Annotated in this window: 18 protein-coding genes; 12 read left to right on the top strand and 6 right to left on the bottom strand. The window is 70.8% G+C overall.

Annotated features, from left to right (window positions below; all coding sequences use genetic code 11):
• Nucleotides 1-45 precede the first annotated feature (45 nt).
• Complete coding sequence (locus G569_RS0105195) at nt 46-1614, top strand: aldehyde dehydrogenase family protein (RefSeq protein WP_028062637.1); 1569 nt, start codon at nt 46-48, stop codon at nt 1612-1614.
• Here the strand turns inward: G569_RS0105195 and G569_RS0105190 are convergent.
• Both G569_RS0105190 and G569_RS0105185 read right to left on the bottom strand, forming a co-directional pair.
• Nucleotides 1611-2324: a type VI secretion system tube protein Hcp gene (locus G569_RS0105190; protein WP_028062636.1), complete on the bottom strand. Its 714-nt coding sequence runs from the start codon at nt 2322-2324 to the stop codon at nt 1611-1613. The two genes, G569_RS0105195 and G569_RS0105190, sit on opposite strands and share 4 nt — an antisense overlap.
• Before the next feature lie 93 nt (nt 2325-2417).
• Nucleotides 2418-4031 carry a thiamine pyrophosphate-binding protein gene (locus G569_RS0105185; protein WP_028062635.1) on the bottom strand — a complete coding sequence of 538 codons (1614 nt, stop codon included), beginning with the start codon at nt 4029-4031 and terminating at the stop codon, nt 2418-2420.
• Between the two features lie 65 nt (nt 4032-4096).
• Between G569_RS0105185 and G569_RS0105180 the strand changes: the two genes are divergently transcribed.
• Genes G569_RS0105180 through G569_RS0105165 form a run of 4 tightly spaced genes read left to right on the top strand, consistent with a single transcriptional unit; the run spans nt 4097 to nt 8878 of the window.
• Nucleotides 4097-5830, top strand: a complete 1734-nt coding sequence (locus G569_RS0105180; protein WP_028062634.1) for a diguanylate cyclase domain-containing protein — start codon at nt 4097-4099, stop codon at nt 5828-5830.
• Nucleotides 5818-6204, top strand: a complete 387-nt coding sequence (locus G569_RS0105175) for a MerR family transcriptional regulator (protein ID WP_028062633.1) — start codon at nt 5818-5820, stop codon at nt 6202-6204. The genes G569_RS0105180 and G569_RS0105175 overlap by 13 nt, the downstream gene beginning before the upstream one ends.
• On the top strand, nt 6201-7622 hold the full coding sequence (gene ahcY, locus G569_RS0105170) for an adenosylhomocysteinase (protein WP_028062632.1): 1422 nt from the start codon (nt 6201-6203) through the stop codon (nt 7620-7622). Before G569_RS0105175 ends, ahcY begins: the two co-directional genes overlap by 4 nt.
• Before the next feature lie 41 nt (nt 7623-7663).
• Complete coding sequence (locus G569_RS0105165; protein WP_037494983.1) at nt 7664-8878, top strand: adenosylhomocysteinase; 1215 nt, start codon at nt 7664-7666, stop codon at nt 8876-8878.
• Here G569_RS0105165 and G569_RS0105160 read toward each other — a convergent pair.
• On the bottom strand, nt 8853-9683 hold the full coding sequence (locus G569_RS0105160; RefSeq protein ID WP_028062630.1) for a PhzF family phenazine biosynthesis protein: 831 nt from the start codon (nt 9681-9683) through the stop codon (nt 8853-8855). The genes G569_RS0105165 and G569_RS0105160 overlap by 26 nt on opposite strands.
• A gap of 72 nt (nt 9684-9755) precedes the next feature.
• On the opposite strand from G569_RS0105160, the gene G569_RS0105155 reads away from it, so the two are divergent.
• Nucleotides 9756-10406, top strand: a complete 651-nt coding sequence (locus G569_RS0105155) for a CDP-alcohol phosphatidyltransferase family protein (protein ID WP_028062629.1) — start codon at nt 9756-9758, stop codon at nt 10404-10406.
• Here the strand turns inward: G569_RS0105155 and G569_RS45705 are convergent.
• Nucleotides 10391-11233: a cytochrome c oxidase assembly protein gene (locus G569_RS45705; protein WP_169542073.1), complete on the bottom strand. Its 843-nt coding sequence runs from the start codon at nt 11231-11233 to the stop codon at nt 10391-10393. The genes G569_RS0105155 and G569_RS45705 overlap by 16 nt on opposite strands.
• 63 nt (nt 11234-11296) lie before the next feature.
• Between G569_RS45705 and G569_RS45700 the strand changes: the two genes are divergently transcribed.
• Nucleotides 11297-11980 carry a ComF family protein gene (locus G569_RS45700; RefSeq protein WP_169542072.1) on the top strand — a complete coding sequence of 228 codons (684 nt, stop codon included), beginning with the start codon at nt 11297-11299 and terminating at the stop codon, nt 11978-11980.
• Nucleotides 11981-11997: 17 nt separating this feature from the next.
• Here the strand turns inward: G569_RS45700 and G569_RS0105140 are convergent, their stop codons facing one another.
• Entirely contained in the window at nt 11998-13221 is a 1224-nt protein-coding gene (locus G569_RS0105140) for an EAL and HDOD domain-containing protein (RefSeq protein WP_169542071.1), read from the bottom strand.
• Nucleotides 13222-13309: 88 nt separating this feature from the next.
• On the opposite strand from G569_RS0105140, the gene hpf reads away from it, so the two are divergent.
• From hpf to purU, 4 genes are all read left to right on the top strand, one after another.
• Complete coding sequence (gene hpf / locus G569_RS45695; RefSeq protein WP_053225883.1) at nt 13310-13681, top strand: ribosome hibernation-promoting factor, HPF/YfiA family; 372 nt, start codon at nt 13310-13312, stop codon at nt 13679-13681.
• Between the two features lie 42 nt (nt 13682-13723).
• Nucleotides 13724-16570 carry a preprotein translocase subunit SecA gene (gene secA / locus G569_RS0105130; protein WP_028062627.1) on the top strand — a complete coding sequence of 949 codons (2847 nt, stop codon included), beginning with the start codon at nt 13724-13726 and terminating at the stop codon, nt 16568-16570.
• 178 nt (nt 16571-16748) lie between these two features.
• Entirely contained in the window at nt 16749-17594 is an 846-nt protein-coding gene (locus tag G569_RS45690) for a LysR family transcriptional regulator (protein ID WP_169542070.1), read from the top strand.
• Complete coding sequence (gene purU, locus G569_RS0105120) at nt 17591-18412, top strand: formyltetrahydrofolate deformylase (protein ID WP_028062626.1); 822 nt, start codon at nt 17591-17593, stop codon at nt 18410-18412. The genes G569_RS45690 and purU overlap by 4 nt, the downstream gene beginning before the upstream one ends.
• 23 nt (nt 18413-18435) lie before the next feature.
• On the opposite strand, the gene G569_RS0105115 is transcribed toward purU, so the two are convergent.
• Entirely contained in the window at nt 18436-19872 is a 1437-nt protein-coding gene (locus G569_RS0105115; RefSeq protein WP_028062625.1) for a phospholipase D-like domain-containing protein, read from the bottom strand.
• Between the two features lie 35 nt (nt 19873-19907).
• On the opposite strand from G569_RS0105115, the gene prfB reads away from it, so the two are divergent.
• A protein-coding gene (gene prfB / locus G569_RS0105110; RefSeq protein WP_157591830.1) for a peptide chain release factor 2 occupies nt 19908-21006 on the top strand; the annotation gives its coding sequence in 2 pieces (ribosomal slippage) (nt 19908-19982 and nt 19984-21006; 1098 coding nt in all).
• Nucleotides 21007-21008 lie beyond the last annotated feature (2 nt).

Below are 21008 nucleotides of genomic sequence, written 5' to 3'. Positions count from 1 at the left end.
TCTCCGTACCGGAAGAGGGGTGCTGGCTCGATAGCGTGGTGGGCCATGTCCATCGCCTCCGAGACCGCGCTGCAGGTCGCCTCGATCGTCGACGGCCGCGCGCGCACTGACGCCCCTGGCGGCACACTGACCTCCACGAATCCCGCCCAGCTCGACGACCTCGTCGCCAACATCTCGCTGGGCGACGCCTCCACGTTCGTCGACGCCGCGCGTGCCGCGCGGGCGGCGCAGAAGGAGTGGGCGAAGGTCCCGGCTCCTGCCCGCGGCCGGGTGATCGCGCAGGTCGGGCGGCTCGTCGAGGCCAACAAGGAGGCGCTCGCGTCTTTGGTGACGCGCGAGATCGGCAAGCCGTACCCGGAGGCGCTCGGCGAGGTCCAGGAGATCGTCGACACGTGCGACTTCTTCCTCGGCGAGGGGCGGCGGCTCTACGGCCAGACCGTGCCGTCGGAGATGCCGAACAAGCAGCTGTTCACGTTCCGCATGCCGGTGGGCGTGGCCGCGATCATCACCGCGGGCAACTTCCCCGTCGCCGTGCCCGCCTGGTACCTGGTGCCGGCGATCCTGTGCGGCAACTCGGTCGTGTGGAAGCCGGCGGAGTACTCCGCGGCGCTGGGTGACGCGCTGGCGCGGATCTTCCACGCGGGCGGGGTGCCCGGCGGCGTCCTGAACGTCGTCCAGGCGTCGGGGCCGGACACGTTCGCGGGCCTGCAGGCGTCTTTGGAGGCCGGGCTGGTCGACAAGGTCGGCTTCACCGGCTCCTCCGCCGTCGGCTCGAAGATCGGCGAGCTCTGCGGGCGCCACATCCAGTCGCCCTGCCTGGAGCTCGGCGGCAAGAACCCGATGGTCGTGATGGACGACGCCGACGTCGACCTCGCGGTCGAGGGCGCGCTGTTCGGCGGCTTCGGCACGGCCGGGCAGCGCTGCACGTCGCTCGGCACCGCGATCGTCCACGAGTCCGTCTTCGACGAGTTCGTGACGAAGCTGGCTTCGCGGCTCGAGTCGTCGCCGATCGGCGACCCGAACGCGGACGTGTTGTACGGGCCGATGATCCACGAGCGCTTCGCCGAGCGCTTCGAGGACTGGCTCGGGCTCGTGCGCGACCACCACACGGTGCACGGGTCGACCGCGCGTGGGCGGATCACCGCCGACAACCCGCGCGAGGGCTTCGTCGGCGACCCCGACGCGGGCATCTTCTACCACCCGACGCTGGTCGTGGGCGTGACCGCCGACGACGAGATCTACTCGACCGAGACCTTCGGCCCGATCGTCGGCGTCGCCAAGTTCTCGTCCTTCGACGAGGCGATGGACCTCGCCAACGGCCACGGCTACGGGCTCTCGAGCGCCATCTACACGCGCTCGGGCGAGAACGCCTTCCGCTTCCGCGAGCGGATCAGCGCCGGCATGGTGTCGGTCAACAACTCCACCTCCGGCGCCGAGGCGCACCTGCCGTTCGGTGGCAACGGCAAGTCCGGCAACGGCTCGCGCCAGTCGGGCATCTGGGTGCTCGACCAGTTCACCCGCTGGCAGTCGATGAACTGGGACTACGCGGGCAAGCTCCAGAAGGCCCAGATGGACCTCGTGGAGCTCCCCGCGGACATGGACTTCAAGCTCTAGACCGACTTGTTCGCCTTGACGTCGAAGCCGGCGGTGATCGGAGCGCCGCCGGCCGGCGTGAAGGAGATCTCGACCTTCGAGAAGTTCAGCTCGACGCGCTCGAGCAGCGGGCGCTCCTTCGTCCCGCCCTGCTCGTAGCTCGTGACGACGACGTCGGAGAGCTTGTAGGTGAGGTCGTCGTCACCGTGCAGGTTGAACGTCACCTGCTTGATGTGCTCGCCCGTCGCGAGGCGCTGGAAGAGCTTGGGCGACGTCGCGTCGTAGAGCTTGGCGAACGTGAGGTCGTGGAACGCGACCTTGCCGGCGCCGCCACCGCCGCCCGCGCTGCCCGGCGTGTTCTTGCCGCCGAAGCCGAAGGCCTTGACGGAGATGTCGCCGATCCCGTCGATGCTCGCCGACATCGTGGCCTGCCCGCCCGCGAGCGGGTCGCCGCCGACGACGTTCTCCGGCGCGGCGGCGTTCGCGCCGGCGGGTCCCTGCGGCCCGGCGGGGCCCGCGGCGCCGGGCGCGCCGGCCGGCCCCTTCTGGTTCCACGTGAGCGCGGTCTCGCCCTTCGCGCACTTGCCGTTCGCGCCGGCCAGGTGCAGCGTCTTGCCGTTCTTGGCCGCGCAGGCGCGGATCACGTCGCTGTCATTGGCGGCGATCGCGCTCGCGGCGCCGACGGCGAGCACCGCCGGCAGCACGATCCCAGCCATCAGTCTCTTGGTCATGCGCCGACCGTACGGACGCCCGTCCGGCGCCGATATTGAGCTAACCAGCGGCCGCGCGGCGGTCGTCCGCCAACCTAAAGGGGCCTGACCCCTTTAGGTTCGGCGGTACCAGTTCGGGGAGGTGTTGGGCGGCGGGACGAGCGGGGTGGGGGTGCGGGCGACCAGGACGGACGGGGTCGGGTCGGCCGTGTGGCGGGCGAGGGCTTCGCCGAAGGCGTCGTCGAGGCCGTCCACGGTCTCGGCCGCGAGGCCGAAGGCGGCGGCCATGGCTTCGAAGTCGGGCGTGTGGAGGTCGACGCCGTAGGTCTCGTCGCCCGCCTTCTGCTGGTCGTAGCGGAGCATGCCGTAGCCGCCGTCGTCGACGATCACCGCGGTCAAGGGGATCTTCTCCTGCGCCATCGTGGCGAGCTCGCCGCACGCGAAGAGGAAGCCGCCGTCGCCGGACACCGAGACCACCGGGCCGGTGCCCGCGAGGGCGGCGCCGAGCGCGGCCGGGAACGCGTAGCCGAGCGTTCCCCACCCGAGCGGGACCTGCAGGCGGCGCGGGGTGGCGGGAGTGTGGAAGCCGGCGAGCCAGTAGCCCGGGATGCACATGTCGACCACCAGAACGCCGTCGGCGGGGACGGCGAAGTGGATCGCGTCGAGGAAGCGCAGGGCGGTGGCGTCGAGCGCGCCGCAGGCCTCGGCGCGGACCTCGGCGAGGCGGGCGGCGAGGTCGTCGATGTCGCGCGGGCGGATGCCCGCGGCCAGCGCCGCCGTGACCTCACCCGCGTCGCCGGCGAGGTGGACGTCGGCCCGGTAGTTGACGATCGGCTCCAGCGAGACCGCGATCAGCGTGTCGGGCTGCGGCTGGGCGAAGTTCTGGGTCTGGACGCCGTCGAGGTCGGAGCCGATCGCGACGATGACGTCGGCCTCGTCCCACAGCGCGCCCGCCGCGGGCGCGTGCGGCGGCAGGCCGACCGCGGAGGGATGACCGGGCGGCAGAACGCCCGCCGCGCCGTAGGTCGTCAGCACGGGCGCGCCGAGACGCTCGGCGAGCTCGGCGACCGCGTCGGCGGCGTCGCGCGCCCCTCCACCCACCCACAGCAGGGGCCGCTGCGCGTCGTTGAGCGCCGAGATCGCCGCGGCCAGGTCCGACGAGCGCGGCGAGAACGCGGTCGACGACGCCGGCGCGAGCCCGCCGGGCGCGCCCACCTCGGCCGCCAGCAGATCGGTCGCGATCTCCAGGTACACCGGCCGCGTCGGCGCCTCCACCGCGGAGGCGACGGCCTGCAGAGCGGCGTCCGCGACCGCGTCCGCCGACAGGCCGAGGTGCACCGACTTCACGACCGGCGCGAACATCTCCGACTGGCCGGAGGTCTCGTGCAGGACGCCGCGGTACTCGCCCGGCCGCCGCAGACCCGACGGGATGTCGGTCGCGATCACCAGGATCGGCGAGCGCGACGCCCACGCCTCGCCGACCGCGCCGAGCGTGTTGGCGGCGCCGGGGCCGGTCGTCGTCAGCGCCACGCCGAGGCGGCCGGTGGCGCGCGCGTACCCGTCCGCCGCGTACGCCGCGGCCTGCTCGTGCCGCACGCCCACGAGGCGGATCGAGGACGAGCGCAGCTCCTCCCACAACGCGAGGTTGTGGACGCCCGGGAGCCCGAAGCACACCTCCACCCCCGCCCGCTCGAGCTCTCCGACGATGACCTGCGCACCCGTGGACATAGGAGCCGCACGGTATCTGACGGCCCGGCTAAAGATCCGGATCGCGGCGCCGACTGCGGGGGGAAGTGATCCGTCGCGCCGCCTTGCTGCCGCATGCGCTCTTCGCCCTGCTCTTCGCCGCCGTGGCCGCCTATGCCGTCACGGGCGATCCGGCGTTCCGCAACGCGATCCAGTTCACCGCGCTCGCCGCGATGGTGATCCACACCCTGCGCCGCCAGGACGCCCGCCTCGCCTGGTGGCTGCTGATCTGCGCCAACGCGGCGTGGGCGATCGGCGACTTGAACCCCTACGAGCTCGACGCGTTCTACCTGGTCTCCTACGTCTTCGCGCACGCCGGCCTGGTGTGCCTCGTGGCCAACCACGCCCGGACGCGCTGGCGCGCCACGCTGGCGCTCGACGGGGTGATCGCGGGCTTGGCGGCCGCCGCGACGCTCACGACCTTCGTCACGACCGCCTTCGCGGGGAGCGGCTTGCGCGTTCCCGCGACGGCGCTCGCGGGCGACGCGACGCTCGTCACCACGTTCGTGTTCGCGTTCGCGCTCAGCGGCTGGCGTCCGGCGCGCGCGTGGTGGGTGATGGCGGCCGGCGAGGCGATCATCGTCACGCTCGACCTGTTCATGGTCCGCTTGGCCGTCCCGACGCCGGCGATGCTCGCCGGCTGGGTGATCGCCTTCCTGCTCGTCTGCTACGCGGCGTTCCATCCCGCGACCGCCCGCGCCCGGCCCGCCAGCCCACTCGCCTCGGCGGTCGTGTCGATCGCCGGCGGCGCGCTCGCCCTCGTGCTGTTGATGCACGCGGCGCTCACCGACGGGAGCCCGCTGACGATCTTCCTCGCCGGCGGCACGATCGTCGTCGGCCTGCTGCGCACGACGCTGCTGCTGGTCGACAACCAGACGCTGATCCGCCGCACGCGCGAGGACTCGATCACCGACAAGCTGACCGGCTTGCCGAACCGGCGCGCGCTCGAGCGCGACCTGGCGCGCGCGTTCGCGACCGGGGCGCCGCACACGCTCGCGTTCTTCGATCTCGACGGCTTCAAGGAGTACAACGACGCGTTCGGCCATGCGGCGGGCGACGCGCTGTTGCAGCGCCTGGCCCCGAAGCTCGGCGGCTACCGGCTCGGCGGCGACGAGTTCTGCGTGGTGCTGCGGGGCGCGCTGGACGAGGACGCGCCCGCGGTCCGCGGCGCCGTCGACGCGCTGAGCGAGCACGGCGACGGCTTCAGCATCAGCGCCTCGTTCGGTCTCGTCGTCCTGCCGGAGGAGGCCGCCGACGCGACGGCTGCTCTGAAGCTTGCGGATGAGCGCATGTACGCGCGCAAGCGCCGGCGCCGCGGTGGCCCGGGCGGGCAGACCCGCGACGTGCTCGTGCAGGTGCTGGCCGAGCGTGGGCGGCGCGCGGATGACGTGCCGGCGCTCGCCGCCGAAGTCGGTCGCGCGCTCGGGCTCAGGGGCGAGGAGATCGACGTGCTGGTGCGCGCGGCCGAGCTGCGCGACGTCGGGATGATCGCGGTGCCCGCCGGCGCCGCGGACCTGGAGCGGCTGCACCCGGTCGTCGGCGAGCGGATCCTGGCCGCCGCGGACAGCATGCGCCCGGTCGCGCGGATCGTCCGCTCGGCGCATGAGCGCTACGACGGCAGTGGGTTCCCGGACGGACTGCGCGGCGAGGAGATCCCGCTCGCCGCGCGCATCATCGCGGCATGCTGTGGAGCGCACGATCCGGATCTGAGCGCCATCGTGGCCAACCTTGACACAACTGTGTCAGGGTCGCGCTACACTGGCGACAGATGGACGCGCTGACGATCCACGAGGCTGCTGCTACCACGGGCTGGAGCCCGCGCATGTTGCGGTACGTGGAGCGCGTTGGGCTCGTCGAGCCCGCACGCTCGTCGGCGGGTTACCGGCTGTACGGCCCGGCAGAGCTCCAGCGCCTGCGCACGTTGCGCGAGCTGCTGGACGAGCACGACATCGGTCTGTCCGACCTCGCCTTCGCCCTGCGGCTGAGCCGCGACGGCGATCTGCGCGAGGCGACCGACGCCTGGCTGTCCGCCGAAGCGACCCCGCCCGCGGACGTTCCGACGTCCGACTGGCTGCGCTTCGAGCAGGACAAGCACCAGCGGCTGCTCGCCGCGCTGGCGGCCCGCAATTCCACCCCCTCCCTGGAGACCGCATGACCGCAATCACCGCGCCCGACTACAAGGTCGCCAACATCGACCTGGCCGACTTCGGCCGCAAGGAGATCCAGCTCGCCGAGCACGAGATGCCCGGCCTGATGTCCACGCGCGCCGAGTACGCCGAGGCGCAGCCGCTCAAGGGCGCGCGCATCACGGGCTCGCTGCACATGACGATCCAGACCGCCGTGCTGATCGAGACGCTCGTTGCTCTCGGCGCCGAGGTCCGCTGGGCGTCGTGCAACATCTTCTCGACCCAGGATCACGCCGCCGCCGCGATCGCCGCCGCCGGCATCCCGGTCTTCGCCTGGAAGGGCGAGACGCTCGAGGAGTACTGGTGGTGCACCGAGCAGGCGCTCACGTGGCCGGACGGCGAGGGCCCGAACATGATCCTCGACGACGGTGGCGACGCGACGCTGCTCGTCCACCTCGGCGTCGAGTACGAGGCGGCCGGCGCGGCCCCCGATCCCTCGACCGCCGAGAGCGACGAGCACCGGATCATCCTCGAGACGCTCAACCGCACCCTCACCGAGGACGCGCAGAAGTGGACCCGCGCGGCGGCCACGATCAAGGGCGTCACCGAGGAGACGACGACGGGCGTCCACCGCCTGTACGAGTTCGCCAAGCAGGGCAAGCTGCTCTTCCCGGCGATCAACGTCAACGACTCGGTCACCAAGTCCAAGTTCGACAACCTCTACGGCTGCCGCCACTCGCTCGTCGACGGCATCAACCGCGGCACCGACGTCATGATCGGCGGCAAGGTGTGCGTCGTCCTCGGCTACGGCGACGTGGGCAAGGGCTGCGCCGACTCGCTGCGCGGCCAGGGCGGTCGCGTGATCGTCACCGAGATCGACCCGATCTGCGCGCTGCAGGCCGCGATGGAGGGCTACCAGGTCGCCACGCTCGACGACGTCGTCGAGACCGCTGACATCTTCATCACGGCGACGGGCAACAAGGACGTCATCTCGGCCGAGCAGATGTCGCGCATGAAGCACCAGGCGATCGTCGGCAACATCGGTCACTTCGACAACGAGATCGACATGGCCGGCCTGGCCAAGCTCGAGGGCATCGAGCGCATCGAGGTCAAGCCGCAGGTCCACGAGTGGCGCTTCGCCGACGGCCACACGATCATCGTCCTCTCCGAGGGCCGCCTGCTGAACCTCGGCAACGCGACGGGCCACCCGTCGTTCGTGATGTCGAACTCCTTCACGAACCAGACGATCGCCCAGATCGAGCTGTTCACGAAGACCGAGGAGTACGAGAAGCAGGTCTACGTCCTGCCGAAGCACCTCGACGAGAAGGTCGCGCGCCTGCACCTCGACGCGCTCGGCGTGCACCTGACCGAGCTCTCCAAGGAGCAGGCCGACTACATCGGCGTGCCGGTCGAGGGCCCGTACAAGCCGGATCACTATCGCTACTAGCCCCATCGGAACCTGGATGGTTCCGTCGAATCGTGGACTGGATGTCCACAGGAGCTAACTATTCGAGGATCGACTGGGCGGACGGGCAGATGCCCGTCCTGCGGTCGATCCGCGAACGCTTCGCCCGCGAGCAGCCGCTCGCGGGCGTCGTCGTCGGTGCGTGCCTGCATGTGACGTCGGAGACGGCGGTGCTGGTGCGCACCTTGCAGGCGGGTGGGGCGGACGTCGCGTTGTGCGCGTCGAACCCGTTCGCCACACAGCAGGACGTCGCCCTGGCGCTCGCGGGCGAGGCCGAGGTGCACGCGGGCGGGCCGGACGAGTGGGCCGACGGCGTGGCCTCGGTCGTCGCGCGGGCGCCGCGGATCACCTTGGACGACGGCGCGGACCTCCTGGGCGCGCTGCACCTGGCGCGGCCGGACCTGCTGGGCGCGATGCTCGGCGGGACCGAGGAGACCACGACCGGGCTCGTGCGCCTGCGGGCGCTGGAGGCCGAGGGCGGGTTGAAGGTCCCCGTGATCGCGGTCAACGAGGCACGCGCCGAGCGGGCGTTCAACGACCGCTTCGGAGCGGGCCAGTCCGTCCTGGACGGGATCGTCCGGGCGACCAACGTGCTGCTCGCCGGCCAGACCGTCGTGGTCCTCGGCTACGGCTGGACGGGACGCGGTGTCGCGCTGCGGGCGGCCGGGTTCGGCGCGTCGGTGATCGTCTGCGAGGTCGATCCGCTGCGGGCCCTGGAGGCGCGCATGGAGGGGTTCGCGGTGATGCCGGCGGTCCAGGCGGCGTCGCTGGGCGACATCTTCATCACCGTCACCGGCGTCCCCGACGTGCTGCGGGGCGAGCACTTCTACCGGATGAAGGACGGCGCGCTGCTGGCCAACGCCGGCCAGTTCGACATCGAGATCTCGCTGCCGGAGCTGCGCGCCGAGTCCTCGGGGTCGTCGCAGATCCTGCCGCTGGTCGAGCGCTTTACGTTCGGCGACCGTTCGTTGCACCTGGTGGCCGGAGGCCGGGTCGTGAACCTCGCCGCGGCCGAGGGGCATCCGGCGGCCGTGATGGACGTGTCGTTCGCGTTGCAGGCTCTGGCGGCCGAGGCTCTGGTGACCGGCACGTGGGCGCCGGGCGTGCATCAGGTGCCCGACGCGATCGAGCGCGAGGTCGCGGCGCTCAAGCTCGCCGCGCTGGACGTCGGGATCGACACGCTGACCGACGCCCAGGCGGAGTACCTGACGCTTACATCGCCACCGCGCGACCGCTGACGCGGATCTCGGGCTGGTCGTCGATCGTGATGGTCAGCAGGCTCGGACGGCCCATGTCGACGCCCTGGTGGACGGTGATCGTCGCCGGCGGCGTGATCAGCCGTTCGCTTCTGAGGTAGGCGCCGAAGGCCGCCGCGGCCGCGCCGGTCGCGGGGTCCTCGACGACGCCGCCGACCGGGAACGGGTTGCGGGCGTGGAACGTGGTCTCGTCCTCCCTGTGGACGAGGTCGACCGTGACGAGGTCGTGCTGCTGCATGATCGCCTTGAGAGCGTCGAAGTCGTAGTCGAGCCGGCTCAGTCGCTCGCGGGTGTCCGCCGCCAGGATCAGGTGGCGGGCCCCGGCGTACGAGACCTTCGGCGGGAGCTTCGGGTCGAGGTCGTCCTCGCTCCAGTCGAGGGCCGTGAGGGCGGCTTGCAGCAGTTCGGCGGGCGCGTCCTCGACATGGGGCGCGACGCTCGTGAGCGTCGCCGTGACGGAGCCGCTCTCGCCCTGCGTCGCCACCGGGACGGTTCCCGCCTGCGTGTGGAAGGTCAGCGGCCCGGCGCCGTCGCGCTCGGCCAGCGCGACCGCGGTGGCGATCGTCGCGTGCCCACAGAACGGCACCTCCATCTCCGGGCTGAAGTAGCGCACGTCGTACGCGCCGTCGTCGCGGGTGGTGACGAACGCGGACTCGCTGTAGCCGACCTCCGCCGCGATCCGCTGCATGTCCGCGTCGGAGAGGGCCGAAGCGTCGAGCACGACGCCGGCGGGGTTGCCGCCGTCCGGGGTGTCGGTGAAGGCGCTGTAGCGCAGGATCGCGGTCATTGGCATCGATGGTAACCGTCGGTCAATACGGGTGTACTCTTGTTGAACGATGGTCAACAAGGAGGTCACACCATGTCCGGCGTCACCGCGGAGCGAGAGAAGACGTTCCTGCTCGCTCGCCCTGAACAGAAGCTCTTGGGGCTGATCGCGCGGCGGCTGCCCGCGTTCGTCCGGCCCGATCATCTGACCGTGCTCGCGCTGCTCGCGGCGGTCGCGTTCCTCGTCGCGGCCTGGTCCGGAGCGTTCTTCGTCGCCGCCGGGCTGCTCGTCGTGCACTGGTTCGGCGACTCGCTGGACGGCACGCTGGCGCGGGTCCGGCGCGCCGAGCGGCCGCGCTACGGCTACTACCTCGACCATCTCGCGGACGCGTTCGCGACCGCGCTGATCGGGCTCGGGCTCGGGCTGTCGTCTTCGATGCACCTCGCGGCCGGCCTCGTTCTGGTGGTGGCGTACCTGGCCCTGTCGATCAACTCGTACCTGGAGACGCAGGCGCTCGGGCGGTTCTCGCTCGGCTACGGGCGGCTCGGGCCGACCGAGGCGCGCATCGGGCTGATGGCGCTGCTCGTCGTCGTCGGCTGCGGCGTCGAGGTCTCGCTCCTCGGGCTCACGCTGCTCGACGTCGTCGCGTTGAGCGGCGCGGGCGTGATGGTGCTCGCCCTCGTCGCGCGGGCGCTCGGCAACCTGCGGGTGCTCGCGGCCCGCGAGCCCTACACCGCGCCGTAGCGCTCGGCGCGCTGCTCTTCCTCCTCGGACTCCGCGAGCATGCGGACGAAGAGGTAGGCGAGCGCGATGCCCATCACGATCGACTGCTCGAGCGCCATGATCAGGCCCGCGACGCGCTGGTCGTCGAGCGGGCTCAGACCCCAGCGGGTGCTGTTGGAGCCGACCTCATAGAAGTGGTAGAGGACGTCCGGCGAGAACGCGAGCAGGATGCCGAGGAAGCCGACGAGGATCTTCGTCGAGGCCATGTAGAGCACCGGTCCGAGGCCGCCGAGGCGCATCCGGCTGCGGATCGGGCTCAGCAGATGCCACCAGTACAGGAGCCCCGCCGCCGCGAAGCTCAGGTGCTCGAGCACGTGGATGTACGGGTGCTCGAGCGCGGCCTGGTACATCGCGGGGATGTGCCAGATCCACATCGCCGCGACGTAGGCGACGACGCCGAACGCGGGGTGCCCGAAGGGGCCGGCCGCCCGCTCGATCCACTGGATCCGCCGCGTGGCCGGCCGCAGGATGTGCTTCGTGAGCGCCAGCGTGAGGCAGATCGGCGCCAGGTCGGCGATCAGCAGGTGCTGCACCATGTGCATCGACGCCAGCTGCTCGCCGAGCGCGTCGATCGGCGAGACCAGCGCGATGAACAGGCAGCCGATCCCCGTGATCCAGAGGACGAGCTTGCCGACCGGCGCCGCCCGCGCGCCGCCCTCCGCCCGCGAGATCCGCCACCGCCACACGTAGATCGCGAGATAGGAGGCCAACGCGAGCAGCACGATGGGCGCGAATGTCCACCCGGCATCGACCGGCACCGCGGTTGCGAGCGGAATTGTTGCGATCACGTCGCAGGATTGTGGCAATCGCGTGCTGACTCGTTGCAGGCCCCTGCGCGACGATGCCGGGCGATGCGTCCGTTGCGCGAGCTCCTCTCCCTCTTCGCCCCGCCCGGGTGCGTCGGGTGTGGGCAGGCCCTGACGGATGCCGACGCGCGATTGTGCGCGGAGTGCGTGCGGGCGTTGCCGTGGCTGCGTCGCGGGTGTCCGCGCTGTGGGCTGCCGAAGCATCGGGGGCGGCGCTGCCCGGCGGCGCACGCGGCGTTCGGTCGCTCGTGGGCGCCGATGGCCTACACGGGTGTCGCCCGGAGGCTGGTCGCCGCGTTGAAGTTCCGGGGCGCCCTGGTGGTCGCGGACCTGATGGCGGCGCAGATGGTCGCGACGCTCCCGCCGGACCTGCGGGACACGCCGGCGCTCGTCGCGCTCGTGCCCGTGCCGGCGGCCCCGGCGCGGCGGCGCGCCCGCGGGTTCGATCCCGCCCGGGTGCTGACGATCGCTCTGGCCCGGCGCACGGACCGCCCGTTCGCCGACTGCCTGGTTCGCAAGGACCGCGCGGTGCGACAGGTCGGCGCGAGCCGCCGCGAGCGCCGCGAGCCGGGCCGGCTCCGGATCCGCGTGCGCGGGTCGCCGCCCCCGCTCGCGATCCTCGTCGACGACGTCCACACGACGGGCGCCACCCTCGACGCCTCGGCGCGCGCGCTGAGCGAAGCGGGCACGCGAGTGGTCGCGGCGATCACCTACGCGCGGACGCTGTGATCTCGGCGCGCGGCGCGTCAGGCGACGGCGCGGGACGCTTCGTCCGCCCAGGCCAGCGCGGAGCGATAGGCGCCGGCGAGCGACGGGGAGGAGTCGGTCGTCGGGAGCGTCGGGAACTCGCCGCGCTCATAGGCGGCGACGGCGGCCAGGAGCTCGCCCTTGGGGCCTTCGCGGCGCAGCAACGCCGCCTGGATCTCCTCGGTGAAGGGGAGCGAGTCCAGCACGTCGACCATCGGGGCGTTCAACAGAGCGTCGGCGACGGAGAACAGGCCGATCGTGAACAGCGTCTCGCGCTCCTCGGGCAGCGCGCTGCCCGCGAGGATCTCGCACATGTGGGCGCGGCGCAGGCCCAGGGCGACGAGCTCGTCCGGGACGTCCGGGATGGAGGAGATGACCATGACCGTGGCCCAGCGGCGGACGGTGCGCACGCCGAGCATGTTCAGCGCCTCGCGGACCGACGAGACCGTGCGGGGCAGCGCGAAGAACGCGCTGTTGACGTACCGCAGCAGCTTCAAAGAGAGGCCGATGTCCGACGAGATGATCCGCTCGAGGTCCTCGAAGGAGATGTCGCCCGCGGTCAGCTCGGCCAGGCGGCGCAGGGAGCCGAGGCCCGCGGTGGCGACGCCCTTGTGCCTGAAGGTGCGCGGCTGGGCGAAGTACTCGCCCTGGAAGTAGGTGAAGCCGAGCGCCTTGCAGCGGTCGAAGGCGGCGTGGTCGCCGACCTCGGTGGCGACGAGCATCGCGCCCTGGAGCTTCGGGACGCGCAGGACCCGAGGCAGGTCGTCGGGGTGGACCTTGGAGACGTCGACGCGGACGATCGAGCAGAGCCCCATGAGCTCCTCGACGTTGTCGATCAGCTGACCCTCGTACTCGTCCAGCGCGATCGTGTAGCCGGAACGGGCCAGCTTCTGAAGGATCTGCAGGAGGTCCTCGCGGGCGTTGTAGGCCTTGATCTGCAGCACGGCGCGATCGGGGCGCACGGGCGGCGGGCCGATCTCGACGAGGAAGTTGCGGGCGATCGTGACCCAGGCGGGGTGGCGGCCGGCGAGCGTCTCCAGGCCGATGTCGCCGAACGCCTCGACCAGCAGGGCGGACGTGGCCTTGGCGTCCATCGCCGGGTCGCCGAGATCGACGGAGCCTCCGAAGCGCAGTTCGTAACCCACGACAACATTGCGCGCATCCGCGATCGGATGGCGCACCACCGCGACCTCTTGGCGGCCAGGTTGCGCGGGAGCGGGCACGGAGAGACTCACAGTACGTACTTCGGCCAATGCATGCCCGCTCTTGAGGCTACGATTCACAAAAGCTGACCCCCGACAGAGGAGTCCCATGCAGATCGAGGTGAAGGGACGCAACCTTCAGGTCACCGACGAGATGCGGGAATACGTCGACCGGCGGTTCGACAAGATCGCCAAGCAGGTCTCTGAGCTCGCGCAGCTCGACCTCGAGGTGGTGGACGAGAACGTCCCCGGCGATCCGATCGCGGCCGAGGTGGTGTTGACCGTCAAGGGCACGCAGTTGCGCGCCAAGGAGGTCTCCAAGGACGCCAAGCACGCGATCAACCTCGTCGCGGACAACCTGGAGCGCCAGGTCAAGCGCCATCGCGAGAAGCGCCGCGGGCGGCGGGACTCCCGCTCGGCGGCCGAGGCTGCGCGCAACGGCGAAGTGAGCTTCGAGGAAGTCCCCGGCAGCCTCCAATAACGGCCCTCAAGGGGGCGCGCTCGACCGCTAGTCTAGGTAGCTATGTCCATCCTCGAGCGCGCCCTCCGAATGGGCGAAGCCAAGCAGTTCAAGGCCTACTCCAAGCGCGTCGAGCGGATCAACACCTGGGAGCCAGAGCTCCAGGAATCGACCGACGACGAGCTTCGCGAGCAGTTCGCCGAGCTGCGCGAGCGCGCCCGCGAAGGCGAGGACCTGGAAGACCTGCTGCCGGAGTCCTTCGCGCTGACGCGCGAGATGGGCCGCCGCACGATGAGCATGCGGCACTTCGACGTGCAGCTGATCGGCGGCATGGTGCTGCACGACGGGTCGATCGCCGAGATGCGCACCGGCGAGGGCAAGACCCTCACCGGCACGCTGGCCGTCGTCCTGAACGCACTCCCCGGCCACGGCGTGCACGTGGTCACGGTCAACGACTACCTGGCCCGCCGCGACGCGGACTGGATGCGGCCGATCTACGAAGGCCTCGGCCTGACCGTCGGCGTGCTCCAGAACAACCAGCCGTACGAGGAGAAGCGCGCCGCGTACGCGGCCGACATCACCTACGGCACGAACTCCGAGTTCGGGTTCGACTACCTGCGCGACAACATGGCCACCCGGCTGGAGGAGAAGGTCCAGCACGGTGGGCGCATCGGTGAGGACGGCCGCCCGATCGCGATGCACAACTTCGCGATCGTCGACGAGGTCGACAACATCCTCATCGACGAGGCGCGCACGCCGCTGATCATCTCCGGCGCGCCCGAGCAGGCCGCGGACCTCTACGAGCAGTTCTCCAAGCTCGCCCCGCAGATGATCCCCGGCGAGAAGCCGGAGGGGATGGATCCGCGCACGAAGAAGGAGTTCGTCGCGGACTACGACTACGAGTTCGACGAGAAGCACAAGACGATCTCGGTCACCGAGCAGGGCGTCGCCAAGGCCGAGAAGTTCCTCGGCATCGAGCACCTCTACCGCGCCGAGAACGGCAGCCTCGTCAACCACCTGCACCAGGCGCTGAAGGCCGAGTCGCTCTACAAGAAGGACGTCGACTACGCCGTCATCGACGGCGAGGTCAAGATCATCGACGAGTTCACCGGCCGCATCCTGGACGGCCGCCGCTGGTCGGAGGGCCTGCACCAGGCCGTCGAGGCCAAGGAGGGCGTGCGCGTCCGCGAGGAGAACCAGACGCTCGCGACGGTCACGCTCCAGAACTACTTCCGCATGTACAAGAAGCTCGCGGGCATGTCGGGCACGGCCCTCACCGAGGCCACGGAGTTCATGAAGATCTACAAGGTCGGCGTCGTGGAGATCCCCACGAACCGGCCGATGGTCCGCAAGGATCAGAACGACCAGATCTACAAGACCAAGGAAGGCAAGTGGCGCGCTGTCGCCCGCACCATCCAGGAGCGTCACGACGCGGGCCAGCCGGTCCTCGTCGGCACGATCTCGGTCGAGACCTCCGAGCTGCTGAGCAACCGCCTGCGCAAGATGGGCGTGCCGCACACGGTGCTCAACGCCAAGCCCGAGCACGCCGAGCGCGAGGGCTCGATCATCGCCGAGGCCGGCGCTCCCGGCGCGGTCACGATCGCCACGAACATGGCGGGCCGCGGCGTCGACATCAAGCTCGGCGGCAACCCCGAGCACCTGACGGAGATCGAGCTGACCAAGCTCGGCCTGCGCCCGGGCGACCCCGACTACGAGGAGCGCTTCGCGCAGGTCCTCCCGAAGATCGAGGAGCGTGTCGAGGCCAACAAGGAGGTCGTCTACGAGGCCGGCGGCCTGTTCATCGTCGGTACCGAGCGCCACGAGTCGCGCCGGATCGACAACCAGCTGCGCGGTCGCGCCGGCCGCCAGGGCGACCCTGGCGAGTCCCGCTTCTTCCTGAGCGCCGAGGACGACCTCGTCCGCCTCTTCGCCGGCGACCGGATCTACAAGATCCTGGACCGCCTCGGCCCGAAGTCCGACGACGGCGAGGAAGAGCCGATCGAGGCGAAGATGCTCACGAAGCAGATCGAGGGCGCCCAGCGCAAGGTCGAGGAGCAGAACTACCTCATCCGTAAGCGCGTCCTCGAGTACGACGACGTCATGAACCAGCAGCGCGAGGTCGTCTACAAGTACCGCGACGAGGTGCTCGAGGGCCGCGACATGGCCGACGTCGCGCGCGAGCAGATCGAAGAGGTCATCGGGCGGCTCGTCGACGAGTACACGCCGGGCGACTTCGCCGACGACTGGGACCTCGACGAGCTGTGGGTCCAGCTCGAGCAGATCTACCACGTCGACTTCGGGGCGGACGAGATCGACCGGTCGGCGATCGACCGCGACGAGCTCAAGCGCATGATCTCCGAGGACGCGCTGAGCCTCTACGACGAGCGCGAGGAAGAGCTCGGCGAGGAGCTCATGCGGATGCTCGAGCGCTACCTGATCCTGCAGATCATCGATCAGCGCTGGCGCGAGCACCTCTACGACATGGACTACCTGCGCGAGGGCATCCACCTCCGCGGGTTCGCGCAGATCGAGCCGCTGGTGGCCTACAAGAACGAGGCCTTCACGCTGTTCGCGGACCTGATGAACTCGATCTGGTCCGACTTCGCGCGGATGATCTACAACGTCGAGGTCGAGGTGACGGGACCCGAGGAGGCCGACGGCCCCCAGCAGGCCCCGCCCCCGGAGTGGGCCCAGCCGGCGCAGCCCCAGAGCAACTTCGGTGCCCTGGAGTACTACGGCGGGACCGAGGCCGACCAGCCGACCGCGTACACGAACGGCGAGGGCGGTCCGGTGCAGGAGGAGCCGCCGGTCGTCGCTCAGCGCCGCGTGAGCGAGAACGAGACGATCGGCCGCAACGACCCCTGCTGGTGCGGCTCAGGCAAGAAGTTCAAGAAGTGCCACGGAGCGTGAGCCGGCGGCGCCTCGGCCGCGGCTTGCGCACGGGATCCTTCGCCAGCGCTCCCTGAACGGAGCGGCGCATGATGTCTTCGATAGGTACGAACATGCCTTCGAGTCTGCGCGCCGTTCGCCATCAATTCAAATAATCGTTTCGGCCGTCCTATAAGCTGGTCCTATGGACCCTCGGCGGGTGCTGACGTTTCGGGCCGTCGCGCATGAGCGCTCGTTCAGCGCCGCGGCCCGCGCGCTCGCGCTGACCCAGCCCGCCGTGTCGCAGCAGGTCGCGGCGTTGGAGAAGGAGGTCGGCGCGCAGCTGATCGACCGCCGCCCAGGCGGGATGGAGCTGACCCGCGCCGGCGAGGTCCTGCTGGCGCACGCCGACGCGATCGCCGAGCGCCTCGCGCTGGCGGGGACGCAGCTGTCCGAGCTGCGCGGGCCCGGCCGGCTGCGGATCGGGGCGTTCTCGAGCGCCCTGGCGGCGCTGGTTCCAGGGGCCGTGGCGCGCGTCGCGGCCGAGGTCCTCGTCGTCGAGGGCGACAGCCAGGCCCTCGCGGAGCGGGTGCGCAGCGGCGAGCTGCACCTCAGCGTCGCGTTCCAGGACGCGGCGCTCGAGCGGCGCGAGCACGACGGCCTCGAGCGACACGACATCCTCCGCGAGCCGTTCCTGGTCGGCCTCGCGCCGGGCCACCCGCTGGCGGATCGCGACACGGTCGAGCTGCGCGAGCTCGCCGACGACCCCTGGTCGGCCGCCTCGACCGACGGCCTGATCGCCCGCGCCTGCCGGGCGGCGGGCTTCGAGCCGCGGATCGTCTCGATCACCCGCGACCCGATCGCGATCCGCGAGTTCGTCGCCCGCGGCACCGCCGTCACCCTCGTCCCGAGGCTGCTCGCGCCGGGGCTCGACGGCATCGCGTTCGCGGCGATCGAGGACGGGCCGGAGCGCGACGTCTACGCGCTGCTGCCGTCCGGCGGCCGGCACCCGCTGGTCGAGCCGACGCTGCACGCGCTCACCGAAGTAGCCTCCGGCCTCGCATGAACGGCCGCCTGCTCATCACCTGCCCGGATCGGCACGGGATCGTCGCCGCGGTCGCGGGCTTCCTCGCCGACTCCGGCGCCAACATCATCAGCTCCGACCAGCACTCGACCGACCCCGAGGGCGGCGAGTTCTTCATGCGGATGGAGTTCAACCTCCGGACCGGGGACCTGTCCGCGCTCGGCCGCGCCTTCGAGCAGGAGGTCGCCGAGCGCCTCGACATGCGCTACCGCCTCACCGACACCAGCCACCCGAAGAAGATGGCGATCCTGGTGTCGAAGGAGGACCACTGCCTCGTCGACCTGCTGTGGCGCCACCGCCGCGGCGAGCTCGACGCCGAGATCCCCCTGGTGGCCTCCAACCACCCGGACCACCGGGCGGACGTCGAGGGCTTCGGGATCCCCTACCACCACGTCCCGTACCCGAACGAGCCGGAGCTGCTCGAACTGCTCAAGGGCGCCGATCTGGTGGTGCTCGCCCGCTACATGCGGATCCTGTCCGGCGAGTTCCTCGAGCAGCTCAAGACGCCGGTGATCAACATCCACCACTCGTTCCTCCCGGCGTTCGCGGGCGCGAGCCCGTACCAGCGGGCGTTCGAGCGCGGCGTGAAGATCATCGGCGCCACCGCGCACTACGTGACGGAGGAGCTCGACGCCGGCCCGATCATCGAGCAGGACGTCGCCCGCGTCACCCACCGCGAGCATGCCGAGACGATGGTCCGGCTCGGGCGTGACATCGAGCGCACCGTCCTCGCCCGCGCCGTCAAGTGGCACCTCGAGGACCGCGTGATCGTGCAGGGGAACCGGACGGTCGTGTTCTAGCCGTCCAACGACGCAGTCGTTCGCTAACCGTCCACGACGAGCGCGTCCAGGGGACCGATCAGCCGTCGCGAGCGGCGGCTGACCCCGGGCAGCGCGACGAGGTGATGGGTGAGTGGCGCTCCGGTGCGGCGGCGGTCCAGTTGCTCACTCGCGATCGGGCGCCACTGCTCGTCGACGCTCATCGCGGAGTCCTCGTGCGGCGTGGTCTCGAGGTGCTCCTCCCAGAGCCGCAGGCGGGTCGCGCGGGCCAGGCGGGCGTCGTGGGTGACGACGTCGACCTCGGAGTCGTTGAACAGGCTGTGCTCGTTGAGGTTCGCGGAGCCGATCGCCAGCCACTTGTCGTCGACGATGCCGATCTTGGCGTGCACGTAGAGCGGGCCGGAGCGCTCGCCGGTGCGCGACATGATCGTGGCCGCGAGGAACCGGTCGTCGTGGTCGGCGGCGACGAGCCGGCCGAGCATCCCGCGTGTGTCGTCCTGCCCGTTGTTGGCCTTGTGCGGGAGCAGGACGACGACGCGGAAGCCCGGCGTGGGCGGGTTGCGCAGCTTGCCCTCGAGGATGCGGACGATCTCCGGCGACCAGAGGAACTGGTTCTCGAGGTAGATCAGCTGTCGCGCCGAGCGCAGCGCGCGGATGTAGCTCTCGAGGATCGAGAACTCGCCGCGGGGGAGCACGTCGTACGCGTGCTCCGGGACCGTGCGGGTGAACTGGGCCGTGACGTCACCGGCTGGACCGATGCCCTCCGGAAGCTCGAGGGCCTCGTGGGCGATCGCCTCCCAGCGCATCGCGAAGTGGGCGGCGACGTCGCGGACGATCGGGCCGCGCAGCTTCGAGGAGGCGTCGTGCCACCCGATCCCGTCCGGCTTGTGCGGGTGCTCGCAGGAGTCGTAGCGGTCGCCTGCCAGCGATGTCAGGTCGATGCCGCCCACGAACGCGATCTCGTCGTCGACGATCACGAGCTTCTCGTGGTGGCAGTGCAGCTTGCGGCCGCGGGCGTCGAGCTCGCACTGCACCTTCGAGCCCTTGATCAGTCGATCGCGCGCCTCCTTGACGACCCCGCGGCGGGGCTGGAAGACCGGCACGGGCGCGCCCGCCCACACGAGCACGCGCACCGGGATGCGCTCGGCGGTCTCGGCGAGCAGGTCCCGGACGGGGCTGGAGGTGCGCGGGCCCGGGTCGAACGAAGGCTCGAGGTTCCAGCTGGCCACGTGGACGTGGCGCTGGGCGTTGCGGATCGCCTCGGCCATCGCCGGCAGGGCGTTCTCGCCGTCGATGAGGACCTCGAAGCTGTTGCCGTCGCGCGGGGGGACGGCGGTCTGCGCCCACAGGCTGTCGCTGGCCGGCGCGATCGCGTTCACGTGTCCTTGACGGCGGAGGCGGCGCAGGTGGTGGTGGGTCATCGCGCGCTCGATGCCGTCGCCCACGGCGGCGTCGACGCGGTCGAGGAGCGGAAGGGCCATGTTTGCATTCGTACCCGCTAGCCTCACTGACCAACATGGCCCTAGATCACGCCCTCCCGCAGCGCCTGGCCAAGATCCGTGAGCAGATGTCCCTGCTCTCGGACTATCTTTGACCCCGCTCAGATGCGGGAGCGCCTGACGGCGCTGGAGACGGAGATGGGCGCGGCGGGCTTCTGGGACGAACCGGAGAACGCGGCCAAGGTCAGCGCCGAGCACACGCGCACGCAGCGCCGGCTCGACGCGTTCACGAAGCTGCAGGCCGACGCCGACGACCTCGCCGGGCTGGCCGAGATCGCCGAGGATGACGATGAGCTGGCGGGCGAGCTCGAGGAGGCGATCGTCTCGGTCGAGGCGCGCCTGAACGAGGCCGAGGAGCAGCGGCTGTTCACAGGCGACTACGACGCGGGCGACGCGCTCGTGACCGTCAACGCGGGCGCAGGCGGCACCGACGCGCAGGACTGGGCCGAGATGGTGCTGCGCATGGAGATGCGCTGGGCCGAGCGGCGCGGGTTCAAGGTCGAGCTGCTGGAGGCGAGCGCGGGCGAGGAAGCGGGCATCAAGTCCGCCACGTTCCGCGTCTCCGGCGACAACGCCTACGGGTTGTATTCCGCCGAGAAGGGCGTGCACCGGCTGGTCCGGCTCTCTCCGTTCGACTCGGCGAACCGACGGCAGACCTCCTTCGCCGGCATCGAGGTCTCGCCGGTCGTCGAGGAGGCGGGCGACGTCACGATCGAGGACGACGACCTGCAGGTCGACACGTACCGCGCGTCCGGCGCCGGCGGCCAGCACGTCAACAAGACCGACTCGGCGGTGCGCATCACCCACAAGCCGACCGGCATCGTCGTCCAGTGCCAGAACGAGCGCTCCCAGTCCGCCAACCGCGCGACGGCGATGGCGATGCTGCGTTCGAAGCTGATCGAGCGCCAGGAGGCCGAGCGCCGGGCCGAGATCGCCAAGGAGCGCGGCGAGACGCTCGACGTGAACTTCGGCTCGCAGATCCGCTCCTACGTCCTGCACCCGTACACGATGGTCAAGGACCACCGCACCGACTTCGAGGTCGGCAACGCCAACGGAGTGTTGGATGGCGACCTCGACGGCTTCGTGCGCTCCTATCTGGAGGCCAACGCGAAGTAAAA

Origin of the sequence: Solirubrobacter soli DSM 22325 (assembly GCF_000423665.1) — a bacterium.
GTDB lineage: Bacteria > Actinomycetota > Thermoleophilia > Solirubrobacterales > Solirubrobacteraceae > Solirubrobacter > Solirubrobacter soli.
Note: the sequence above shows the minus strand (reverse complement) of the source record. Positions and strands in the feature narration are given on the sequence as shown.